18 protein-coding genes are annotated in these 21493 nt (G+C 63.8%); 10 read left to right on the top strand and 8 right to left on the bottom strand.

Features of this window, described 5'->3' with window-relative positions:
• Window position 1: 1 nt before the first annotated feature.
• The 4 genes from E3T46_RS03540 to E3T46_RS03525 all read left to right on the top strand — a co-directional run bounded on the left by E3T46_RS03540 (window position 2) and on the right by E3T46_RS03525 (window position 4952).
• Window positions 2-1459 carry an NAD(P)/FAD-dependent oxidoreductase gene (locus tag E3T46_RS03540; protein WP_134577495.1) on the top strand — a complete coding sequence of 486 codons (1458 nt, stop codon included), beginning with the start codon at window positions 2-4 and terminating at the stop codon, window positions 1457-1459.
• 85 nt (window positions 1460-1544) lie between these two features.
• Window positions 1545-1982, top strand: coding sequence for an SRPBCC family protein (locus E3T46_RS03535; protein WP_134577494.1), 438 nt, complete (start codon window positions 1545-1547; stop codon window positions 1980-1982).
• A 128-nt stretch (window positions 1983-2110) separates the two neighbouring features.
• Window positions 2111-3646, top strand: coding sequence for an O-antigen ligase family protein (locus tag E3T46_RS03530; RefSeq protein ID WP_134577493.1), 1536 nt, complete (start codon window positions 2111-2113; stop codon window positions 3644-3646).
• A gap of 22 nt (window positions 3647-3668) precedes the next feature.
• Complete coding sequence (locus tag E3T46_RS03525) at window positions 3669-4952, top strand: O-antigen ligase family protein (protein ID WP_134577492.1); 1284 nt, start codon at window positions 3669-3671, stop codon at window positions 4950-4952.
• A 403-nt stretch (window positions 4953-5355) separates the two neighbouring features.
• On the opposite strand, the gene E3T46_RS03520 is transcribed toward E3T46_RS03525, so the two are convergent.
• The 5 genes from E3T46_RS03520 to E3T46_RS03500 all read right to left on the bottom strand — a co-directional run bounded on the left by E3T46_RS03520 (window position 5356) and on the right by E3T46_RS03500 (window position 12207).
• A complete protein-coding gene (locus E3T46_RS03520) occupies window positions 5356-7566 on the bottom strand; it encodes a cell wall-binding repeat-containing protein (RefSeq protein WP_134577491.1) in 2211 nt (736 codons plus the stop codon).
• Window positions 7567-8225: 659 nt separating this feature from the next.
• Complete coding sequence (locus tag E3T46_RS03515) at window positions 8226-9155, bottom strand: hypothetical protein (RefSeq protein WP_134577490.1); 930 nt, start codon at window positions 9153-9155, stop codon at window positions 8226-8228.
• 266 nt (window positions 9156-9421) lie between these two features.
• The gene (locus E3T46_RS03510; RefSeq protein ID WP_134577489.1) at window positions 9422-10000 is read right to left on the bottom strand and encodes a hypothetical protein; all 579 of its coding nucleotides are present in this window, start codon (window positions 9998-10000) and stop codon (window positions 9422-9424) included.
• A gap of 45 nt (window positions 10001-10045) precedes the next feature.
• On the bottom strand, window positions 10046-11038 hold the full coding sequence (locus tag E3T46_RS03505; RefSeq protein WP_134577488.1) for a glycosyltransferase family 2 protein: 993 nt from the start codon (window positions 11036-11038) through the stop codon (window positions 10046-10048).
• Window positions 11038-12207: a glycosyltransferase family 2 protein gene (locus tag E3T46_RS03500; RefSeq protein WP_134577487.1), complete on the bottom strand. Its 1170-nt coding sequence runs from the start codon at window positions 12205-12207 to the stop codon at window positions 11038-11040. The genes E3T46_RS03505 and E3T46_RS03500 overlap by 1 nt, the downstream gene beginning before the upstream one ends.
• Before the next feature lie 61 nt (window positions 12208-12268).
• Between E3T46_RS03500 and E3T46_RS03495 the strand changes: the two genes are divergently transcribed.
• From E3T46_RS03495 to E3T46_RS18655, 3 genes are read left to right on the top strand one after another with little or no spacing between them, the layout of a single operon-like run.
• A complete protein-coding gene (locus E3T46_RS03495) occupies window positions 12269-13141 on the top strand; it encodes a hypothetical protein (RefSeq protein ID WP_134577486.1) in 873 nt (290 codons plus the stop codon).
• Window positions 13138-14280 carry a hypothetical protein gene (locus E3T46_RS03490; RefSeq protein WP_134577485.1) on the top strand — a complete coding sequence of 381 codons (1143 nt, stop codon included), beginning with the start codon at window positions 13138-13140 and terminating at the stop codon, window positions 14278-14280. Before E3T46_RS03495 ends, E3T46_RS03490 begins: the two co-directional genes overlap by 4 nt.
• Before the next feature lie 4 nt (window positions 14281-14284).
• Entirely contained in the window at window positions 14285-15382 is a 1098-nt protein-coding gene (locus tag E3T46_RS18655) for a glycosyltransferase family 1 protein (protein ID WP_134577484.1), read from the top strand.
• Here the strand turns inward: E3T46_RS18655 and E3T46_RS03480 are convergent.
• Together E3T46_RS03480 and E3T46_RS03475 are read right to left on the bottom strand one after the other, a co-directional pair.
• A complete protein-coding gene (locus tag E3T46_RS03480) occupies window positions 15358-16518 on the bottom strand; it encodes a glycosyltransferase family 4 protein (protein WP_166790161.1) in 1161 nt (386 codons plus the stop codon). The genes E3T46_RS18655 and E3T46_RS03480 overlap by 25 nt on opposite strands.
• A complete protein-coding gene (locus tag E3T46_RS03475; RefSeq protein WP_277870914.1) occupies window positions 16511-18139 on the bottom strand; it encodes a DUF2142 domain-containing protein in 1629 nt (542 codons plus the stop codon). Before E3T46_RS03475 ends, E3T46_RS03480 begins: the two co-directional genes overlap by 8 nt.
• A 281-nt stretch (window positions 18140-18420) precedes the next feature.
• Between E3T46_RS03475 and E3T46_RS03470 the strand changes: the two genes are divergently transcribed.
• The 3 genes from E3T46_RS03470 to E3T46_RS03460 all read left to right on the top strand — a co-directional run bounded on the left by E3T46_RS03470 (window position 18421) and on the right by E3T46_RS03460 (window position 20076).
• Entirely contained in the window at window positions 18421-19140 is a 720-nt protein-coding gene (locus tag E3T46_RS03470) for a glycosyltransferase family 2 protein (RefSeq protein ID WP_134577481.1), read from the top strand.
• Window positions 19141-19151: 11 nt separating this feature from the next.
• Window positions 19152-19529 carry a DUF2304 domain-containing protein gene (locus tag E3T46_RS03465; protein WP_134577480.1) on the top strand — a complete coding sequence of 126 codons (378 nt, stop codon included), beginning with the start codon at window positions 19152-19154 and terminating at the stop codon, window positions 19527-19529.
• A gap of 112 nt (window positions 19530-19641) precedes the next feature.
• Window positions 19642-20076 (top strand): GtrA family protein, encoded by a 435-nt coding sequence (locus E3T46_RS03460; protein ID WP_206751473.1) that lies wholly within the window; start codon window positions 19642-19644, stop codon window positions 20074-20076.
• A gap of 44 nt (window positions 20077-20120) precedes the next feature.
• On the opposite strand, the gene E3T46_RS03455 is transcribed toward E3T46_RS03460, so the two are convergent.
• Window positions 20121-21485, bottom strand: coding sequence for a hypothetical protein (locus E3T46_RS03455; RefSeq protein ID WP_134577478.1), 1365 nt, complete (start codon window positions 21483-21485; stop codon window positions 20121-20123).
• Window positions 21486-21493: the final 8 nt, after the last annotated feature.

Below are 21493 nucleotides of genomic sequence, written 5' to 3'. Positions count from 1 at the left end.
CGTGACGACCGACCAGGAGCTCGACGCGATCGTCGTCGGATCCGGCCCGAACGGACTCGCCGGGGCGGTCACGCTCGCCCGCGCCGGGCTCAAAGTGCGGGTCTACGAGCGCAATCCTCAGATCGGCGGCGGGGCGGCGACCGCCGAGCTCACCCTGCCCGGGTTTCACCACGATGTGGGGAGCGCCGTGCACCCGCTCGCGCTGGCCTCCGAGTTCTTTCAAAAATTCGGCCTCAAGGATCGCATCGAACTCAGGGTTCCGGAGATCTCCTATGGGCACCCGCTGCCCGGCGGCCGGGCCGGCGTGGCCTGGCACGACATCGAACGCACCGCCGCCGGCCTCGGCAGTGACGGCCCGGCCTGGCTGAACCTGCTCGGGCCGCTCGTCGACCAGATCGGAGCCATCGCCGAGCTGACCGGGGATGCGCTGTTGCGCGTGCCGCGGCATCCGCTCACGCTGGCCCGCTTCGGGCTGCGCACCCTGGAGCAGGGCAGCCCGGCGTGGAACTGGCGTTTCACCGGGGAAACCGCGCCGGCGCTGCTCACCGGCACGTTTGCGCACTCGATCGGGCGGCTGCCGAGCCCGTCGACCGCCGGTGCCGGGCTGACGCTCGCGGCGCACGCGCACGCCGGCGGCTGGCCGATTCCTACCGGCGGCAGCGGTGCCATCGTGCGCGCCCTCGCCGACGATCTGCTCGCGCACGGCGGCGAAATAATAACGGATGCCGACATCGTAAGTCTCCGAGAGCTGCCGCCGGCACGCGTGACGCTGCTCGACGTGACCCCCCGCGCCCTCGTGGGCCTCGCCGCCGGCGCCCTTCCCGACCGCTACGCGGCCGCCATGACACGGTTTCGCTACGGAAACGCCGTCGCCAAGGTGGACTTCGCTCTCTCCGAACCGGTGCCCTGGACCGCCGCGGACCTGCGGCGAGCGCCGACCCTGCACGTCGGCGGCACTCGCGCCGACCAGGCCCGCGCCGAAAACGCCGTCGCCCGCGGCCGGCACGCCGACTCCCCCTACGTGCTCGCCGCGCAGCCGAGCATCCTCGACGCCACCCGCGCTCCCGCCGGCAAGCACGTGCTCTGGGCCTACACACACGTGCCGGCTGGGTCCACCATCGACCAAACCGAGCAGATCACGCGGCAGATCGAGCGCTTCGCCCCCGGGTTTCGCGACACCATTCTGGCCTCGGCCAGCCAGACCGCCGCGCAGATGCAGAACCACAATCCCAACCACATCGGCGGTGACATCGCGGCCGGCGCCATCAGCCTCCCGCAGCTGCTCCGCCGTCCGGTGCTCTCGCGCGACCCGTGGCACACCCCGTTGCCCGGCGTCTACCTGTGCTCCTCGTCAACGTCTCCGGGCCCGGGCGTGCACGGCATGTGCGGCTACCGCGCCGCCCTCAGCGCCCTCCGCCACGAGTACAACATCACGACGCCCCCCGACCTCTCCCCTTAACAGCCCGCGAGAGCGCAAAAAGTGCCCGATTGGGCACTCCAATCGGGCACTTTTTGCGCTCTCGCGACAAACCGAAGGAGACCCGATGGCTGTGAACTTTCGAAAATTCCGCTGCACTCCCGAGCAGGTCTTTGCTGTGCTCGAAAACGGATGGCTCTACCCCACCTGGGTCGTCGGTGCGAGCCGCATGCGCGACGTCGACGCGATCTGGCCCGCGGTCGGCAGCCGTCTGCACCACTCGGTCGGAGTCTGGCCGGCCCTGCTCGACGACACCACCTCCGTGCTCGAATGGCAGGCGCCCCGCCACGCCATGCTGAAGGCCCGCGGCTGGCCGATTGGCGAGGCGCACGTGTCGATCGACGTTCAAGATCACCCAAACGGATGCCTCGTGCGCATGACCGAAGACGTCGTCGCCGGCCCGGCACGCCTGGTTCCCACCACCCTGAGCGATCTGGCCATCCGCTACCGCAACTCGGAGACCCTGCGCCGCCTCGCCTACCTCGCCGAGGGCCACGCCGAGTAGCCGCGTCCCCTCGTCCCCCTCGTCCCCCTCGTTCCGCGAGAGCGCAAAAAGTGCCCGATTGAGCCCTCCAATCGGGCACTTTTTGCGCTCTCGCGTGACCTGGCGCGCAACACCGGTAATCTGAAACCATGTCCGCCGTGCAGAGTCGCCTCGTCATTCGACTCTTCGCGACCTTCGTCTGGTTCACCGTTCTGGCCGGCCAGTTCTGGCGCAACCTCGGCGGCTGGTGGGGCTTCGGCGCCATCGCCGTGATCGTGGTCATCGGCAGCGTGATCGGCCTGAACACCCAGCGCCACAACGCCCGCCGCCGGGCAACCGCCAACGCAGCCACAGCCACCCGCCTAAACGCAGCCCCCGCAAACGCGTCCGCAGTCTCCTCACACGCTGGCACGGAAGCCTCGGTCCCGGTACAGGCCGACGGCGCAGCCGCGATTTCAACGACCGTAGCGCCCCCACCAGCCCAGGACGACACCCCCACCGACCGCGACATCGCCCGCGGCAACACCTACCAAGCTGCCCTCGCCCCCGCGCTGAACTGGCGCAAGTTTCCGAAGACCATCACCGCGTTCCTGCTGCTGGCCACCCTGTCGATCGCGTGGTCGTATTACCCGGGGGCATCCGCTCTGGGAATCACGCTGCAACTCATCACGACCCTCGCCGCCCTGTTCCTGGCCGTGACCCTCACCTGGCCGGAGCTGCTGCGCACCCTGGCGGGCGCCCTGCGCTGGGTACTCGCGCTGAGCCTCGTATTCGAGCTTTTCGTCGCCGTCGTCATCCGAAATCCGGTACTGCCGTTCTTCGTTGACTACGGCACCGACGACGTGCCAGGCGCCTTCTACTGGAGCCGCGGCCTGCTCTTAAATGGCGGCCCCATCGAGGGCATCGTCGCCAACCGCAACCTGCTCGGATTCATCGCGTTGACCGCCATCATCGTCTTCATCGTGCAACTGAGAGCCCGCCTCGTCAAGCGCGGCGCCGGCCTGGTCTGGCTGGGCCTGGCCGTCGGGATGCTGCTGCTCACCCGCTCCGCCACGGTCACCGTCTCGCTGGTCGCCGTCGTCGCAGCCCTGTTGTTCGCCCTCTGGGCCCGACGACTGCACGACCAGCACCGGCGGCCGCTGTATCTCGTGGCCGCGGCATCCGTTCTGGCGGTGGCAGCGGCCCTCGCGCTGTTCTCGTCGCAGCTGTTCGGGCTGCTCGGCCGCAGCGAGGATCTCACCGGTCGCTTCGACATCTGGGCCAGCGTCACCAATCTCGCCCAGGAACGCCCCGTCTTCGGCTGGGGCTGGGTGAGCTACTGGGTGCCGTGGGTGGAACCGTTCAACGACCTCGCCGTGCGCAAGGGCGTCACCTACCTGCAGGCGCACAACGCTTGGCTCGACGTGTGGCTGCAGCTCGGCATCGTCGGCGTGATTCTGTTCGCCGCACTGGTCTTCTCGACCCTGTGGCGGGCCTGGTTTCTCGCCGTCGACCGGCCGCGCCTCGGCATCGAGGACACCGAACCCTTCGCCGTCTCCGCGCTGCTGCCCCTGCTGCTGCTCGCCGCGCTGATTGCGCAGAGCGTGGCCGAGAGCCGAATGCTGATCGAGAGCGGCTGGGTGATTCTCATCGTGCTCGCTGTCGTCACCAAACGGCAGCAGCACGCGCCCCGGCCGATGCCGTGACCTGCGCGCGGTAAATTAGAGGATGACCACCCTGCCCGAGGACCTGCGCCGGGTGTTCGCGTCGCCGAAATTCGCGGCCGCACTCACGCTCATTATTCTGGCGACCGCATTCAGCACCCATCTGCTGCGCAGCGTCATGGGCTGGGCCGGCCTCATCGGCATTCTCGGCGGCCTGGTCGTTCTCGCCGTGCTCTCCCTGCTCGCCCGCCGCCCCATCGTGGAGTGGCACGGCCTGCTGCCCATCTCGATCATCGTATTCGTGGCCTGGTGCGCGCTCTCCGGCGTGTGGAGCGGCTACACAGCCTCGACCATCATCGGCGTCAGCTACCAGGTCACCGTCGGATTCCTCGCCATCTACGTGGCCCTCGTGCGCGACACCTTTCAGGTGGTGCGCGCCATCGGCGACGTGCTGCGCGTGCTGCTCGGCCTCTCAATCGTGCTCGAAGTGCTCTCCGGCCTGCTGCTCGACCTGCCGATCGCCTTTCTCGACGTGGTCGGCGATATCGACCAGCTCGGCCCGATCCAGGGCATCTTCGGCTCCCGCAACGTCTTCGGACTCATCGCGCTCATCGCCGCCGTCACCTTCTACGTCGAGCTGCGCGCCCGCTCGATTCCGCGCAGCCTCGGCCTCGGCTCGATGTGGCTGGCCGGCATCTGCCTGGTACTCACCCGCTCTCCCGTCGTGGTCGTCGTCGCGATCTGCGTCACCGTCGCAGCGCTGGCGCTCTACCGGTTGCGTCGCACCCCCGTTGCCGGCAGACGGATGCTGCAGCTCGGCCTCCTGAGCGCGGCCCTCGTCGCCGCCGGCGCGGCCTGGCTCGGTCGCACGGCCATCATCGACACCCTCAACGCGGGCAGCGAGTTCGAAACACGATCCTCGCTCTGGAGGGAGATGTGGCGGCTGGTGGAGCTGCATCCGCTTGAGGGCTGGGGCTGGGCCGGATTCTGGCCGCAGGACGTCACACCCTACGGCTGGCTCGAATTCACCACCGGACGGATGCACCAGACCGGCCTCAACGCCTACCTGGACGTGTACTTTCAGGTTGGATTGATCGGCTTTCTCGCTTTTCTCGCCCTCGTGCTGCTGGCCTTTGTGCGCTCCTGGCTGCTCGCCTCCAACAAGCGCTCGCTGGCCTACGTCTGGGCGCCGCTCATGCTCGTCACCCTGCTGGTGACCAGCGCGGCGGAGAGCACGATTCTGTTCGAGTTCGGCTGGCTGCTGCTGGTGATCTGTTCGGTCAAGGCCGCGCAGGGCCTGAGCTGGCGCAGCGCCCTGCCGCACAAGCCGGCCCCCGACGCCCCGTAGCCCCAAGGCCGCTGGTCAAGCCTGCCGAAATCGTCGTGCGCCCGATGATGCCGCCACCCGCAAATCAGACCGGCTGCACCAGATCGCGCATCACGGCCTGCAGCCCCAACCTAAACCGGGAGTAATCGCCGGCCCGCCAGCCGCGCACGTTCAGCCCCACCCCTAGCGTCTCTCGGGGCCACCGGCGCGGCCTGACTCGGCCGCACCACCATCATCGGCACCCTCAACGCCGGCAGCGAGTTCGAAGCCCGGTACTCACTCTGGACCGAGATGTAGCGGCTGGTGGAGTTGCATCCGCAGGTTGAGCCCGCAGTGGGGTCACGATCGACCGTTCCGCAGCAAGCCCCGTACACGGAGGGACAGCGCGGCCGCTCGATTGGACGTGACCATTCATGTTCCGCAGTTAGCGCACGAATCCGGCCAACTGCACACTCACCGAGTCTGAGAGAACATTCATTCCACCCAGGATGACGATTCGCGCCGGGTTCAGACGCCGGAGTTCGGCCTGAATGACGGTTGGGATGCTGCTCGACTGCACGAGCAGCACCGGCGCATTTTTGGAACTGGCCACAGCCGCGCCTGAGAGAGCATCGGGAAAGTTCAAGCCATTGGCAACGTAGACGACGTCAACGTCGGCAGGAAAGCTCGACTGCGAGATCATCGCGGATGTATCAAAGCGATCAGCGCCCGACAGCCGGGTCACGCCACCAGCAGCGTACCCGACCAGTGCATTCTCAAGTTCCTCGGAAATTGCGGCCGTACCACCGAGAACCACGATGCGCTGCGGCTGTAACCGGTCAAGTTCGATTCCGATGTCGTCCGGAATGCTCGCGGCCTTCACAAGCAGCACCGGGGAGTTGACGGTTCCAGCGGCGGCCGCGCCCGAAAGCGCATCCGGAAAATTCAGACCATTGGCCACGTAGGCGACGGGCACACCTGGAGCAAAACTGCTCGCAGAGATTGCGGCCGAGGTCGCGTATCGGTCGGCGCCCGAGAGCCGGGTCACCGTTCCTTCCGTGTACGAATCGAGTGCACTCTCCACGGAGTTGGTAATCACCGCCGTGCCCCCGAGCACAACGATCCGCTGTGGCTTGAGCCGGAAGAGTTCGGACTGGATGGCTCCCGGGACGCTCGTGGCCTCCACGAGCAAAATAGGTGCATCCGCGGATCCGGCCACTGACGCGCCAGATAGTGCGTCGGGGAAGTTCAGGCCGCTAGTAACGTAGGCCACGGCCACCCCTGGAGCGAAGTTGGCGCTGGAGATTGCTGCCGACGTTTCAAAGCGTCCGGCGCCGGCCAGACGTTCTACGGCCGCCGGCTGAGACACGTTAATGGTCACGGTGGCGATGCCGCCTTGAATACTCTCGACCGCCACAGATACGCCGCGCGAGCCGGTAAGCATCTGTTCACCCGCAATCATGTAGAGCTTGGTCTTATTCTCGCCGGGAATGGGAAGCAGGATCGACTCCCCGTTGGGCCGCTGGGTGAGAACACGCACACCCAGATTGACGCCCAGGGTGTCGAGCCGCCCCCTGGCATAAAGCGAGGAAGAGTCGCTTCCCCCGCCGCCACGGTAGTCCACGTAGTAGATCGCTCCCGTGCCCGGGTCGGTGACGCGCAAAGCTCGCTGGCCGCTGGTGCCCGTGGATGCGAGTGTCGTGGTGACGTTGTAGCTCGCCCGACCGGAGGGAAGGGCGATGCTCCGCATCTCGCCGGAGGTCAGGGCGCTCAGGAGCCGCTTGTGCGTCACATTGAGAGCCGTAGGTCGTTCATTCGTCTGCGACCCCACCGACCAGGCCGCTCCCATCACGTCGTAGGCGTCGCCGTACTCCTCATCGGCACAGCCTTGGGGAGCCGATCCGGGAACGGTGAAGTGACCCTCGGAAATAGACGGGTCGGTGCAGAAAAGGGTGTTCGAATGCTGCAACCCGAGATTGTGACCAAATTCGTGCGTGACGACGTCAAGGGCGTTGGGGCCAACGGACGTCCACACCAAACCGCCGTTCGCCGCACCGACCGCGGAATTGTTGCCGGTGCCAACGCTTCCGACACCGCCCTCGCCGCAACTGACCGGGGTGAGCACCAACAGGTGGCGAGACGACGTCGTCAGGTACGCGTTGAAGTTGCGGCCGAAAGCCGTGGCCGCTTCGTCCCAAGCGTTGTATGGATCACTGCACGAGAATGCACTGGAATAGCGGATGATTGCCGCGTCGCGCGTAAGCGAAACGACCTGATTGTTGGACTCGACTTTCCAATAAGCGGCGGTCTGGCTCACGAGGCTGTCGACGTCCGAGTCCGACATGAAACTCGTAGTTTCGGAGACATCGGACGGAACAACGACTGCCACATCGATGACATGATTTGCTTGCACGAAGGCCGAAGCCGTGACCGCTTCGTCCACGGCGAAGCCCCGGGCTTCGGGCGCTGGTGTCGCACCGAGCAACTCCGCCGAAGTGAAAGTCTCCTCATTGAAGAACGTGGCCGTCGGTTCCGGGCTATCGGCCGTTCGCGGCGCGGCGGAGGCCGCTGTTCCGGCGAGGGCAAGGGAGAGGCTCAGAGTGGTGGCCACGGCGATGGCAATGCGTCGTCGATTGGCGAGCGTATGGAAAGTCATAGTGCCGTCCCAGTCGTGAGGGGCTGGCCTCAGCTCATCAGCTTATCAGCAGCAGCGCTCACCGTTCGCCCCAGAACGGGGACATTGAACGCGCGAGTGAGGCAGACTGCGCGCGCGCTGATTGACGCCCGGGCTGGGTCTTCGCCGAGCGAGACCCCGCGCAGGCCGCGGCGGTTGAGCAGGGCAAGCTGCGTCGACAGTGCAGATCCCAGGGGCTACACGGGAACGTCTCCTATCGACCAAAGTGTTGACGCCGACCCAAAACAGGGCCAATAGTGCCGGCAGTTTCAAGCGGTCAATGCAATAACGGCGATACTGGCCCTATTTTCGGTCGGCGTTATCACAAAGCGGTACATTGGCCCAGCGACGGCATTGCATACTGACTACGGAGAAGTCAGACCGGCTGGACCAGATCTCGCAGCACGTCCTGCAGTCCCAGCCCGAACCGTGAGTAGTCGCCCGCTGGCCAGGCGCGCACGATCGGCCCCACCCGCAGCAGACGCGAGGCTGGCAGCGCGCCGCGTCTCCTCTCGTGCGCCCGCTTCGCGTCGATCAGCGCAAACACTGAGGCGGATGCCGCCGGCTCCCGCCAACAACCGCGCGTTCCGCCTTTCGACGTCAGTGAGTGCGCCTGGTCATTTACTCAGGGGCGTCCTTGACTAGGAGGAGAAACGTCCCACCGCGCGTTCAGCAATGCTGATTAGCAGTGTCTGCACGTCATGCTCGGTGCCAAGTATTTCTTTCTCAGCACTGAACTGAACCCAATTGCCGGCAATTACTGTATCCAAAGTGCAGAACTCGGAATACACGTGGCACCCAAAGGTCGCGCGGTCAATATCAGTGCTTCCCTGAGCCACTGCGCTGACTCCGCCCCCTGCTGCCATCAAACGGGCGGACGTATCAAAGGCCCATTCCCCGCCGGGCAGCGCCGTTACGACGAATGGCCATGTTTGTCCAGTGCTTTCGGGAGCCCAGACGCAACGGTCACCTCCGGTCATCGCCCAGCCCGCGTTGTCGATGCCCCAACCGTCGCCGTCGCTATCCCCGCTAATCAAAATTTCCCCGGTACTGCCGAACGCGGCGCGAAATTCATCTGCGGAGGCATACACGGAACAATCAGCCGGAAGCATTCCGGTGGAAGTCGGAGCAACCCATGCGGGTCCGGGAGCCGGAGTGTTCTTCACGGTATTGACGATGTCGAGGATCAGCGGGTCCACGCGCTCAACAACCGCTTCGTTGCTCGCACTCGGTTCCACATTCAAGCCCTGCGCATACACGTCGATCCAATTCTGGCCGACGAGAATATTCACTGAGCAGGAGAATGACCCGCCGATGTTGAAGCAGGCCACGTTGGAGGCATCGCCGTAGACCGCATCCAGCCCAGACACGACGTCCGGGTTCTTGGCAATGTAGTCAGTCCATTGCGCGGATGCATCGGGCAGCACCTCAACACTCACATAAGTGTCCGCCACGACTTCGCCGCTCGCCAAGCAGGAGACTCCACCGAGCTGACTCACGGCGTATGCCAACGGCGCTGCCGATTGCGGTCGAATCATCAGGTCTGTCGTAACCGTCGTCGTGTTGAGCACACCTCCCACTAGCGCAGAAGGCAGCACGTCATCACACGTCAGGCCTAACCGTGAGGCTGGCAGCGATACCGGAACGGAACTTTCGCCCGCCGATGATTGCCTCGATGGATCGGCTTGATTGACCGTCGTAGGCCTAGAAGCACAGCCTGTCAACAAAACTGACACTGTAACGACGGCCAGAATGCCTAGGTTCCGCAATGTTTCCCCACATATTTGGATGCTGCTGCCTACACCTGCTGCAATAGACCGGAATGGTCGATTGGCCTCTACGTACCTACGAGCGCGGGAACCCATTGGGTCAAGGCCGGGTAGCTCACATAGAAGAGATTGCCGTCGCGATAGACGAAACCGCCATCTACGTAGTTCGGGTCAGTGTCCGGTTCGTTGAAATAGCCCTCGCCCGGGGTGGCCTCTTTGAGGTAGCCAGTCGCGTTCAGCTCAGCCTTCCGGGATTCCCACTCGGCGGCAGTCAATGCGAGTTGCCCGAAGATAACGACCACATCGCCCTGCCCCTGCCAGGTGCAGGTTATGCCACCGTCGTCAGCCATGAACTGGATGTCCGTTCGCCAGCCCTGATACTCGCGCAATTCCAGCCCGGAGCTTTCGAAATCTGAGTACGCCGCGGCGGCGAGGGCCGTCGCGCACTCTGGCGTCTCCGCGACAGGTTCGGCCGCTTCAGCAGCCGCAGACGGTGCCTGCGACGCCGTCGGCGCATCACTCGCGATCGGCTCGGCCTGCTCAGCGGCGCAGCGCGTCAACGCGAAAGCAAGCAGCAAAACCGAGCCGGTACGAACAAAACTACGCATTTTTCTCTGAACCCCCATCTGCTCATCGTACCGACGCACTTGAGCGGAAACCCAAGCGAGCACGGGCAGGCGGCCGTTTCCGCGTCAGACCGGCTGCACCAGATCGCGCAGCACGTCCTGCAGCCCCAGCCCGTACCGGGAGTAGTCGCCGGCTCGCCAGCCGCGCACGATCGGCCCCACCCGCAGCAGCCGCGCCTCCGGCAGCGCGCTGCGCCGCCTCTCGTGCGCCAGCTTCGCGTCGATCAGCGCCAACACTGAAGCGGATGCAGCCGGCTCGAACCCCGACGCCCGTTCCTGCAGCGCTGCGGCTCGCGCCAACAACCGAGCGTTCCGCGCTGTGCGTGGTGCCGAAAGCCGCCCGAGCTTGCCGGAGGCATCGAGGCTTGTCACACCGATCTGATTGCCACCGTGTTGCCGATAATCGGTGAGCGGCTCGTCGAGCAGGTCGACCAGGCCGGTCGCGGCGGCGACCATGGCCATCCACTCGTCGTGCACCCATGCGGGCGGAAACGGTCGTGAACGCTCGACGAGCTCGCGCCGCACCATCATCGTGGCCCCGGTCACGATGTTGCGGCGCAGGTAGGCCTCGATGGCGTGCCCCGCGTGCACGGCGGCCCGGTCGGCTTCTGACAGGCCCAGGGTTTGCAGCAGGATGGGGCCGAGGGGGGCGCCGGCGTCGTCTACGAGGCGGGCGTCGGCGTGCAACATCTGCAGGGCGGGCCTGCGGGTGAACTCGGCGACCATGCGCTCCACCCGCTTGGGCCACCAGACGTCGTCCTGGTCGCAGAGTGCGATGAGATCGCCCGAGCAGGCGGCGAGCGCCTGCTCGAAGTTCGCCGTCACGCCGAGCGCGGTGGCGTTGCGCAGCACTTTCACGTCGACAACATGTGCCGAATCCTCCGTGCGCCAGGCCGCTACGACCCGCTCCAGCACGGCCAGCGTCTCGTCGATCGACGCGTCGTCGGACACCACGATCTCGTTGGGGAGTAGGGACTGTCGCAGGATGCTGAGCAGCTGTTCTTCGAGATAGGCAGCACCGTTGTAGGTGCACAGCGCGACCGAGACGCTCACGGCCATTAGCTGCGCTTCACGCCGACCGACAGCACGCCGAGGAACAGGCCCGCCATGATGGTCTGCGCTCCGAGCATCATGAGCAGCGCGGCCGGAATCGCGGCGCGCAGGGTGGCGCCGGCCTCGAGGGGACCAAAGTCGTTGGCGGCCCAGCCGATGAACTGCGCGACTGCAACGCCCAGACCGATGAGAAAGAGCACCAGGCCCACGATCGCGCCGCTCTCCAGGCTAATGCGTTTCTGCAGGCGGTCGAAGCTTCGGCTGCGCGGAATGCGAAAACCCTCTTGCTGCGCGTAGATCTTGGTGAGGATCGCGAAAAGTACGGACTGGTAGCCAACGACCGTCAACGCCGCCAGGTAGAGCTGACTGGAATAGGCGAGCCCGATCCGGCCAAAGACGAGGGGCCCAAAGCTGAGCAGCATGACCCCGACAAAGCCCAGCACGAATGCTGCGGTTCCCGGGATTAGAAACAGCCAACGCGGGCTGAAGATGAGCAGAAAACGCAGGTGGCGCCATCCGTCTCGCCAGCTGCGCAGGTGCGGCGGCCGGCTGCGGCCGTCTTTGGCGAGAGTGGTCGGCACTTCGCTCACCCGGGAGCCGCCGAGGGTCGACTTGACAACCATTTCGCTGGCGAATTCCATGCCGGTGGTCTGCAGGTGCAGGTCAAGCATCGACTGGCGGTTGAAGCCGCGCAGTCCGCAGTGAAAGTCCTTGATCGGTGAGCGAAACAGCATACGACCGATCCAGGACAGCACGGGATTGCCGAGGTATTTGTGCAGCGGCGGCATGGCGCCGGGCTCGATACCACCACGAAAGCGGTTGCCCATGACGAGTTCATCGCCGGCGCGCAGGCGTCCGACGAAGCCATCGAGGCTGCTGAAGTCGTAGCTGTCATCGGCGTCGCCCATGATCACGTAGGTGCCGCGCGCGTGTTCGATGCCGCCGTTTAGGGCGCTGCCGTAGCCCTTCTCCGCGATGGCGACGACGCGTGCGCCGAGCGACTCGGCGATCTGCTGCGATCCGTCGGTGCTGCCGTTATCGGCAATCAAAACTTCACCCACCACACCGCTGCGCTCGAGGTAGCCAAGTGCCTTGTTCACGCACACCGCCAGGGTCTCAGCTTCGTTCAGACAGGGCATGAGGATCGTCAGTTCGATCGTCGAAGTTTGCTGCATGTGCGTGTAGGTCCTGTCTATGTTCTGCGGTGCGCCCTCAATCGTACAGACTTAGTGCATTATGAACATTGGCCTCGTCGTTACCACTCTCGGGCGAGAGCAAGGTTTGCTCCGGCTGCTGCAGTCCCTGGCCGGCCAGGTCACCGCCGATGACACGATCGTGATCGTCGCCCAGCGCAATCTCTCGGCCGTGACCGACCTCGCGACGGATTTCGCCTCTATCGGCTGCGACATCATCGTGACGACATCGCCGCTGGGTGCCTCGCGCGGCCGCAACGCCGGGGTCGCCGCGCTGCCGGAGCGCGTGGACTACCTTCTGCACTTTCCCAATGACACGACCTGGTTTCCCCCTGGCAGCATCGCCGGCATCCGTTCCACTCCCGCTGAAGCGGGCGCAGGCGCACTCACGGTCACCGACGAGAACGGTCCCAAATTTCACCTCCCGGTTGCGGGAACGGCCCTGGACCGTTGGAACGTGTGGACCGTCATCGAGATGGGCCTTGTCATGCGCCGCAGCCTGTTCACAGAGCTCGGCGGCTTCACGGAGTCGATCGGCACGGGAGCCTCCACTCCGTGGCAGTCGGGCGAAGCCACCGATCTACTCCTACGGCTGATTAGTACTGGTGCCGCCGATTCCTTTGTGTGGCTGCCGGCAGACATTTCCATCGGCGGAATTTCTGACCCGCAAGGTCTCTCCAACGCCGAGCGCCGACGCAAGCTTCGCACTTACGCCCGTGGCTTCGGTCGGGTGCTGAGCGTCTGGCACTACCCGCTCTACTGGCGCGCTGCCGCCCTGGCTGGCGGCCTGCTCTTCGGCGTGCGAAATCGGTCATCTTTTCAGGCAGCGGATGGCTGGTGGGTCTTCGTGGGCCGTTTCGAGGGCCTCACCGGCCGCTGCTTCGGCACAAATCTGGCAACGGCGGTCGATCGATGAGCATTTTTCTACCCCCGCAAATTCGCCTGCGCGGCGCGGCAATGTCGCTGATCACCTTGCTCGGCGGTGTCTCGTTGGCCTTGATTCCGGCCGCAACCGTGGCAATTTCAGCTCGCCAGTTCACCCTGGATGAACAGGGCGCCATCGCCGTCGCCGTGATGGTGGCCACTTTCGTTGGCCAGGTCACCTTCGCCATCGTCGTCGAATCCCGCCTGAGTTCCGCCGCGACGGCTCGTCGAGTAACGTTTCCGCTCTGGCTCGCCGGGCTTTCGGTGTTGACGGCGATCGTCGTGGGATTCAACTCCAGCAACGCGGTCGTGCTGTGCATCGCTCTGCCCATTTTGCTGGCATCGCTCGAGGTCGGCCGTGGTGTGTCCGTGGCCGAGCGTCTCGATACCCGCGAGATCTGGGCATCCGTTCTGGTCGGCTCTGGAGCACTCACCGGCGTGCTTGTGGCATTCACCGCGCAGACCTGGGGCATGATTCCGTTGGTCGCCGGCATCGCGCTGGCCACCTGTGTGCGATCCCTGCCGGTAGCGCACCAGCCCAGCCGGCCCGACCCAGCGGTCATGGGCTGGGTGGTTGCAGATACCTCAATCACCGGAGTCATCTACCCGCTCTTGAATGTGATGATTCTCGCCTTCATCGGCCCGGCGCAGGCCATCATTTTCACCGCCATCTCGACGGTGTCGGGGTTGCTGGCGATACCGCTCAACTTCTTGCGCCTACGGCTGCTCAAGGAACACTCCCGCCTCGACATTGCAGTATCCGGGCTCGCACTATTGGGCGCCATCGTCGCGCTCGGCATTCTGGAAGCGACCGGCGCGTTCGGATTCATTTTCGGTTCGGCCTGGTCGCTTTCCGACACCGCGCTGCCGCTGGCCGTAGCCTGCGCGTGGCGGGCAACATCCATTCTCACCACGATCCCCTTCGCTGCCCTGCGGCGCTTGGGCGCTGTGCGTCTCCTGACCGGGCTGCGCGCGATCGTCGCCGCCATCACGTTCGCTCTCGCCGGGCTGGGTCTCGTGACCCAGAACATCGTCTGGGTCTTTGCCGGAATGCTCGTAGCCGAGCTGATCTCCGCGGTGATCTACGAAGCGGCCCGCCGCTCCCGCACCACTCTCGTGACCAAGGACTAAGTCGATGCCGCTTCCGCTCATTTTGGTCGACCTGCTGTTCTTCACGGGCAAGAAGGGCGGCATGGAGTCGTATGTGCGCGAGGTCTACAGCCGGATGCCGCCCGAGAGTGCGGGGGTGCGATTCATCGCCCTCGCGTCGAGCGAACTCGCTGCGGGCGACACCTCCTGGTTTCCCGGCGACGTGATCGATTCCGGCATCAGCGGCGAGAACCGAGTGGCCTGGGCGCGCGGCGAGCTGTTCAGCGTCGCCGGGTTTGCGCACCGCCGCCGCGCAGCGCTCATCCACTGCCCGGCCAACTTGGGTCCGCTCTACTCACGCATTCCGGTCGTCATGACCATTCACGACCTGCTGCCCTTTCGGCATCCGGAATATGTCCCCGGCGCCTACTCGCTCATTCTTCGCACCCTCATTCGGCTGGGTGCGCGCACCGCTCGCCACGTTCTCACCATCAGCGACGCGTCCCGTGCCGACATCCGGCGTTACCTGCGCATCAAACGAACCCCCGTCGATGTCATCCCCCTCGCCGGCGAAACGGCCGGCACACCGGTCGTGCAGACGCAGCGCCGCACCGACCAGCTCCTCGCCGTCGGTAACCGGATGCCGCACAAAAACTTTTCGACACTCCTCGAGGCGCTCGCGCTTCTACCCGAGCACGCCCGACCGCGCCTGGTAATCACCGGAAGTCACGGCGACGACCCGCTCACGCCGCTCGTGGACCAACTCGGGCTTCAACAGTGGGTGTCGTTGCGGGGCTGGCTCACCGCCGACGAGCTCGACGCGCTCTATGCGGAGTCGGCCCTCTTTGTGTTTCCGACGCTCTTCGAGGGCTTCGGCCTTCCGGTTCTCGAGGCGATGGCGCATGGGTGCCCGGTGCTGTGCTCCGACATTCCGGTGCTTCATGAAGTCGCCGGCAATGCGGCGGTCTACGTTGATTCTCACGACGCCGCCCAGCTCGCACACGTCATTGGCGGGCTCCTGGGGTCGCCCGAAGAATTGTCTCGGTTGGCGGCGGCCGGGCTCGAGCGCGCCACCGAATTCACCTGGGACCGCACCGCCCAGCAGACCCTTGCGTCGTTTCAGCGAGTCTTGGCCGAACGGTAGGCGTCAAAAATCCGCTCGATCGATCGACTGAGTCCGCTCGCAATGCGTTCCGTCTCGAACCAGACGTGAGTGGACTTTCTGAGCGACTCACCGGCGTTCACGACCGTCACGATGGCGGTCGCGAGCTCGACCGGCTGAACCGAGGTTGCAACGGCGCCATTCACCCCGTTCTGAACCAGTTCAGCCGCCGCGTTGTCGGGGCCGGCCACGACCACACTGGGGGTGGCGACGGCAGCTGCTTCGGCGACGACGAGGCCAAAGCCTTCGCGACGGGATGGGTTGACCAGTGCTCGTGCACCGGCCAGCAGTGTGTGCAGCTTGTCATCACTGACCCGACCGACGAGCGAAACGGCTTCATCGAGCCCCAGCTCGGTGACGCGTGCTTTTACCGCGGCTGTCTCCGGTCCGGAACCCACGATAACGAGCCGCAGGTCGCTGATCTGGGTGCGCGCCTCGAGCAGTGCCGGCAGCAGATCGATGAGTCGTTTGTCAGCGATATGACGGCCGATGAATATGAGATACGGCTCCTCACCGCGTTGGGTTGTCGCAGCCGGGGCGGTACCGACGAGGTCGACTAGCCCCAGCGTGACCGGAGTGGCCCCGCGCCGGTAACCCCGAATCCGCGAACCTGTGAAGTCGCTGTTGACGGTGTGCAGGTGGCCCAGACGAATCGCCACGAACTGCAGCACCGAGGCCACGGTGCCCATGAGCGCCCCGGAGTACGCCCGCCACTGCCGCCAGCCCCAGACTTCGAGCCAATCGGTCACGACGAAGGTTTTGCGCCCGGCCAGTGCCAGCTGCACCGCGAAGACGTTGAGTACGGGTAAGGCGCTGACAATGACCAGGTCGTAGCTGCCCCGACGAGCTCGAAAATGGCGAAAGAGGGCCAGCGCAAATTTCACGGCGCTGGCCGGCGTGCGCGTGCCCATGCTGTCGTAGATCGCCCCACGCCACACCGGCACGACCGAGAAGGTCGCTTGCGGGGCCGGGCCATCCCACTGGGCGCGCGTTACATAGTCAACGTGGCTCCCCCGTTCGCTGAGCACCTCGGCGATTCGGCGGTACACCCGTTCGCCGCCGCCCGAGTTGATCGGAAAGAGGCAGTCGTAGGCGATCGCGACGCGGGGCTCAGACACGAACGGTGGGATCAGTCGATGACTCTGGAGCTGCCGCGTTGAGGCTTTCGGCCAGTTCGGACGCATCCTCGAGCCGTGCCGCGCGAGCGGCAATCCAGCCCGTCCACGAGACGAAAATGATCGATGCGAGCGCATAAAGCGCGACCAGAGTTGGCCACCCGAGCGGCGGCTGCCAGGCCGGGTTCTTCCACATCTCGCTGATCGGGTGTTCGCTGCCGACAACGTACCGCCGCATTACGACGACGAAAGCGATCAGTCCGTAGCAGGCGAGCATCGCTGAGCCAATCCACGTCACACGTATGGACAGGAAGGCGACGCGATTCCCCTGGCGGGCGGACAGCAGCCAGGCGGCCAGAATCGTCACACCGAGATAAAGAAAGAGTGCATATCGTCCTTGCCAGATAATTCCTGTTTGGCTCACGCTGTAGCCCTGCACCAGGGCCGGCACGAAGACGGCTGCGGCCGCCATTACGGCCATCGTGATCAGGCCGCGTCGCCGAGAGACGGTGAAGGCGAGAACGATCACAAGGCCGAGCGGAACCATAAATAGCCAATACGCGGATGTTGCCAGTGGCGCGTCGAACCAGCCAAAGTAGCCAATGGCCTGCTGAAAGAACTCCGGGGTGGTGCGAATTACGTACACAACGCCCTGCAAGAACGAAGCTCCCACTAACGGGGCATCAGATTTTTCTGCCTGACTTGAGAGGCTTCCACCGCTCAGCGTCCACACAATCGAAAAGATGCCGCCAGCCGCGACAACGCCGAGCGGGATATAGGAACGTGCGGTGGTGAACAGCGACTTGACGGGAATCCAGCCGGTCGCGATGAAGCAGATGCCGACAACGACGATCAACCACAGTGGGCCAGTGGCTCGAGCCGTCGCGAGTGTCACCGAAGCGATGGCAACTATCGCCCACAGATACCAGCGCGGGAGTGTCGACAGGTCTCGCGAGATTTTTCGCGAATCGAAGCGTTCGAGCAAACGAGGAAGGGCCGCCCAAAGAGCAACAGCCGATGCGATTTCGATACCGTTAGGGTTCACCGAGCCGAACAAATACACCACCATCGGGGCTGCCACAAACGCCAAGCCCAACGGCATCCACCGCGATCGCCGCACGGACATCGCCGCCTGAAACCCCCACGCAACGAACACGGCGGCGAGCAAGCCGCTCACAATTCGCAGCCCGTAGATGCCGGCTGATCCGTCGAGAATCAGGCTCGGCCATCCGACCGCGTAGTAGTACAGAGGGTTGTATGCCCCGACCCAGGTATTGAACCAGTCTGCTCCGCCCTCATCGCCAAGTTCAACGCCACAGTTCGCGGGCTGTTCGGAGTGAAAAACGAAACAGAGGATTTGCGGCGAGTAGGTATAGCCCTCGGGGAGGTCGACCACCGTGTGCTTGATGCCCGGCACCTGATACCCCATGACCTGCCCATGCACCTGGGCGATGGCCTTGGTCGCGTGTGCATTCTCGTCGGGCACTGAGAAGATCGGACTCGCCAAGGACCACAAAGTGGACAGCGCGGCCAGGATCAGAAAAGTACTCCAGAAGACGGAGCGAGAATTGCCTGTAGGTCGCCTGCCGGCCGCCTGCTTCGCCAGCAAGGTAGTTCGTGGCACGTGTGCATCGCTCCAGACATTTTGCCAGGACCAATGCCCAGTCAGAGCTAGATTACCGCCTCGGAGGTGCGACTGGCGTTGTCGACCAAGTCGCGTGAATGATCGCGCACCCAGGCGCAGGGGAGTTGACCATGCTTGAATCCGATCGGGCGAGGTTCCACGATCGTCGGCCACGACCCATCCGAAAGGAACCTCCAGCCGGTCCTGGCCGTCTCCGGCGACTGGTCGCGCGCCCACCAGGCGACGAGTACCCCCGACGAGACTTGGCTAGAATTGCTTACATGCCAGCGCTCCACGAAATCCTCATTGTGATGCCAGCGTTCAATGAAGAAGAAGCGGTCGGTGATGTCGTCAAGGAAGTCCTGACCGTTTTACCGGGCGTGAATTGTCTCGTTGTCAGCGACGGTTCTACCGATGCGACAGCCACTGTGGCCCAGAGTGCCGGAGCCACGGTTCTGACGCTCCCGTTCAATCTCGGCGTTGGCGGAGCGATGAGGCTCGGTTTCAAATACGCGGTAGACAAAGGGTTCCAATACGTCGTACAGCTTGACTCCGACGGCCAGCACGATCCAAATTGCGTACCTGATTTGATTTCTCAGCTCGAGGTGGCAGATATTGTCATCGGAGCACGGTTTGCCGGTGCCGGCGACTACTCCGTGAGAGGTCCGCGCAAGTGGGCCATGAAGTTGCTGTCGACCATGATCAGCCAGATTGCCAAGACTCCACTCACTGACGTCACTTCCGGGTTCAAGGCAGCCGGTCCGAGAGCCGTGCGCCTCTTTTCAATCCATTACCCCGCTGAATATTTGGGAGACACCATTGAGTCTCTGGTGCTTGCTTCTCGTGCCGGATATTTGGTAGTTCAGGTGCCGGTGGCTATGCGACCGCGCGCCGGTGGCGTCCCCTCGCACAACCCGGTGAAGTCCGCAATCTACCTCGCCCGCGCGGCCATGGCGCTCGTCATTGCACTCTGGCGCACCCCGATCACGTCTAAAGGCTAGGAACCATCTTCATGAATCCCGTTTCCTACGCTTTTGCCATTGCAGCGGCAGCAATTGCACTGCTCGCCGTCATCGAGATGCTCCGTCGCCAGCGATTTCGTGAGCGCCACGCGTTCTGGTGGCTCTTGGCCGCAATTCTTTCATTGGTGATCAGCATCTTTCCTGTCACGCTGGAATGGGCCGCGTCCGTCGTTGGTGTTGAGGTACCGAGCAACCTTGCCTTTTTTGCAAGCATCATCATCCTGTTTTTTGTGACCGTCCAACACAGTTCCGAGCTCACTACTCTCGAAGAGAAGACACGGGTGCTCGCGGAGCACACCGCGCTGATAGAGGAACGACTCTCCGCCGTCACGGAACGACTCGATTCCGAAGCGAGCGGACAGAACTGACATGAAATCCGAGATTTGTGCGCTCCAGAACGAGACCGGGGCATAAGCTTCAACAATGCCTACCCCCAGCTCGCCGAGCCCTGCCGAGACTCCTCCGGCGGATTCATGGCTCGTGAGCGTATTTCGGCACAGCGCGTTCCGCTACCTGCTCATCGGGGGCGCAACTTTCTTTATTGACCTCGGGCTCCTGGCGATGCTCCATCAGGTTCTCGGCTGGCCGCTGTGGATCGCCACGGGCACTGCATTCCTGGCAACTTTCGTGTTCAATTATTCGCTCCAGCGAACCTTTTCATTCAGCTCGCGGGCGGCGCACGGGAATACGCTCGCCAAGTATCTCACCCTGCTGGCTTTCAATACCGGTGCAACAATTCTGATCGTCTGGCTGATTGATCAGACGGGATGGGGCTGGGGCATCGGGAAGGTTGCCGCCACGGTCGCAACAACTACTTGGAATTACTTTGTCTTCCGATATTGGGTCTTCGCACCCGGGCCCCAAACCGCCAGGCAGGCACCCAACCCTGACGAGACACAGCCGCATACCAGCTGAGCGATGTTTGCGAGGACCAGCCTGTGGCAGCTAGGTCCTCGTCGTCACGCTGCGCCGGTTATCGCCAATGAGACTAAAAACGCGGCTCCGCCCGAGATCGCGACTGAGTTAGTCAACCACCGCTTCTGCGAGAAGAGCAAGGCCGCGCAGCACACAAACATCGGTACTAACGCTAGCCCGTAGCGTGACGGCAGCGAGAAGTAGAATCCGCTTGTCGCGAGGTTCGCCACTGCCAGGGCCGGCCCAGCCACAAGCGAAACCACGAGTGTTCCGACTGCAAGGGAAAAGCCCCACGACCGTCTATCTCCCGAGGCGATCAGACCGAGTACGCCTGCTACAGCGATGATGGCAAAGAGACTCGCAACGATCACCCCGTTCACACCAAGCGACTGCGGCGCCGTCGCACCGTTTACAGCATTCGGGAAGAATTTGAACATCTCTGAGATCAGGGCACGAAAGCCGATCGGCTCGGAAACGAGTTGGTCCGGGGCCGGTCCAACCGCAATCACAGAACGGATGACCGTCCAAACAGCCTGCACGAATATTCCGGCAACAACAGCGCTTACGGCAACAACCGTTCTTCTGTCCTTAACCGCCCGAAGAATTCTCTCCTTGACCCGAAGGTCTGACCTGCCGAACCACTCCACCCCGGCGTAGACGACGAGGCCCAATGCAACGGCAGCGACGGCGGTGAGGTTTTGAAGTTTGAACAGCGTCACAATTGCGGATGCACTGATGAGGAGCCAGCCGAACCGTCGGGTCTGCATGAATACAATGGCGAGGTATAGCATGACCGCGCCCGCGGGTAGAGCCGTGGCATCCGTGCTGACAAACGTGTGGGACCAGTAAGCGGGAAGCGATCCCGCGAGAAGGAGACCGAGCCCTAAACCTACCCAACGTGAAATTCCGATTCGCCGCAAAGCAGCAAACATGAAAACCAGTGCAAACGCCAGCCAGATCGAACCGGCATACCGCCCGGCCTGGGCGAGATCCTGCACTCCGGCCCATTGAATCGGCTGGACCATCAACCACGTGGTGCCGAAGTAGAGGGGCGTGTAGAGGTCTGCAGAAGTCACACCACCAAACGGGTATTGGGAATCCTCGGCGAAGTTCGGGCCGAAGCACAACGCAGGTTGCGGCTCGGTATACATCGACACACCGTGGCACGCAAAGTACTCACGCGCGTAGTCACCTGTTTCCTCGCCGCGTTCCACCACGCCTTCGGTGCTAACTTTGGCTAGGTAATCTATGTAGACAAATTCATCAATTGGTGAGATCTGTTGGTGCTGAGGCACATGAACCAGCCCGACAACGAGACTTGCCATTACCAGTCCGAGACAAATTAGCCAGTCTGCGACCGAGAAGCGGTGAGTTCTGAGCTCCGTGGTACTGGCATCGGTTGAGGTCATCGAGGAAT

This window comes from Cryobacterium sp. Hh11 (assembly GCF_004404045.1).
In the GTDB taxonomy this organism is placed as follows: domain Bacteria; phylum Actinomycetota; class Actinomycetes; order Actinomycetales; family Microbacteriaceae; genus Cryobacterium; species Cryobacterium levicorallinum.
The sequence above is the reverse complement of the archived record's forward strand: the minus strand, read 5'-3'. Positions and strand labels throughout refer to the sequence as shown.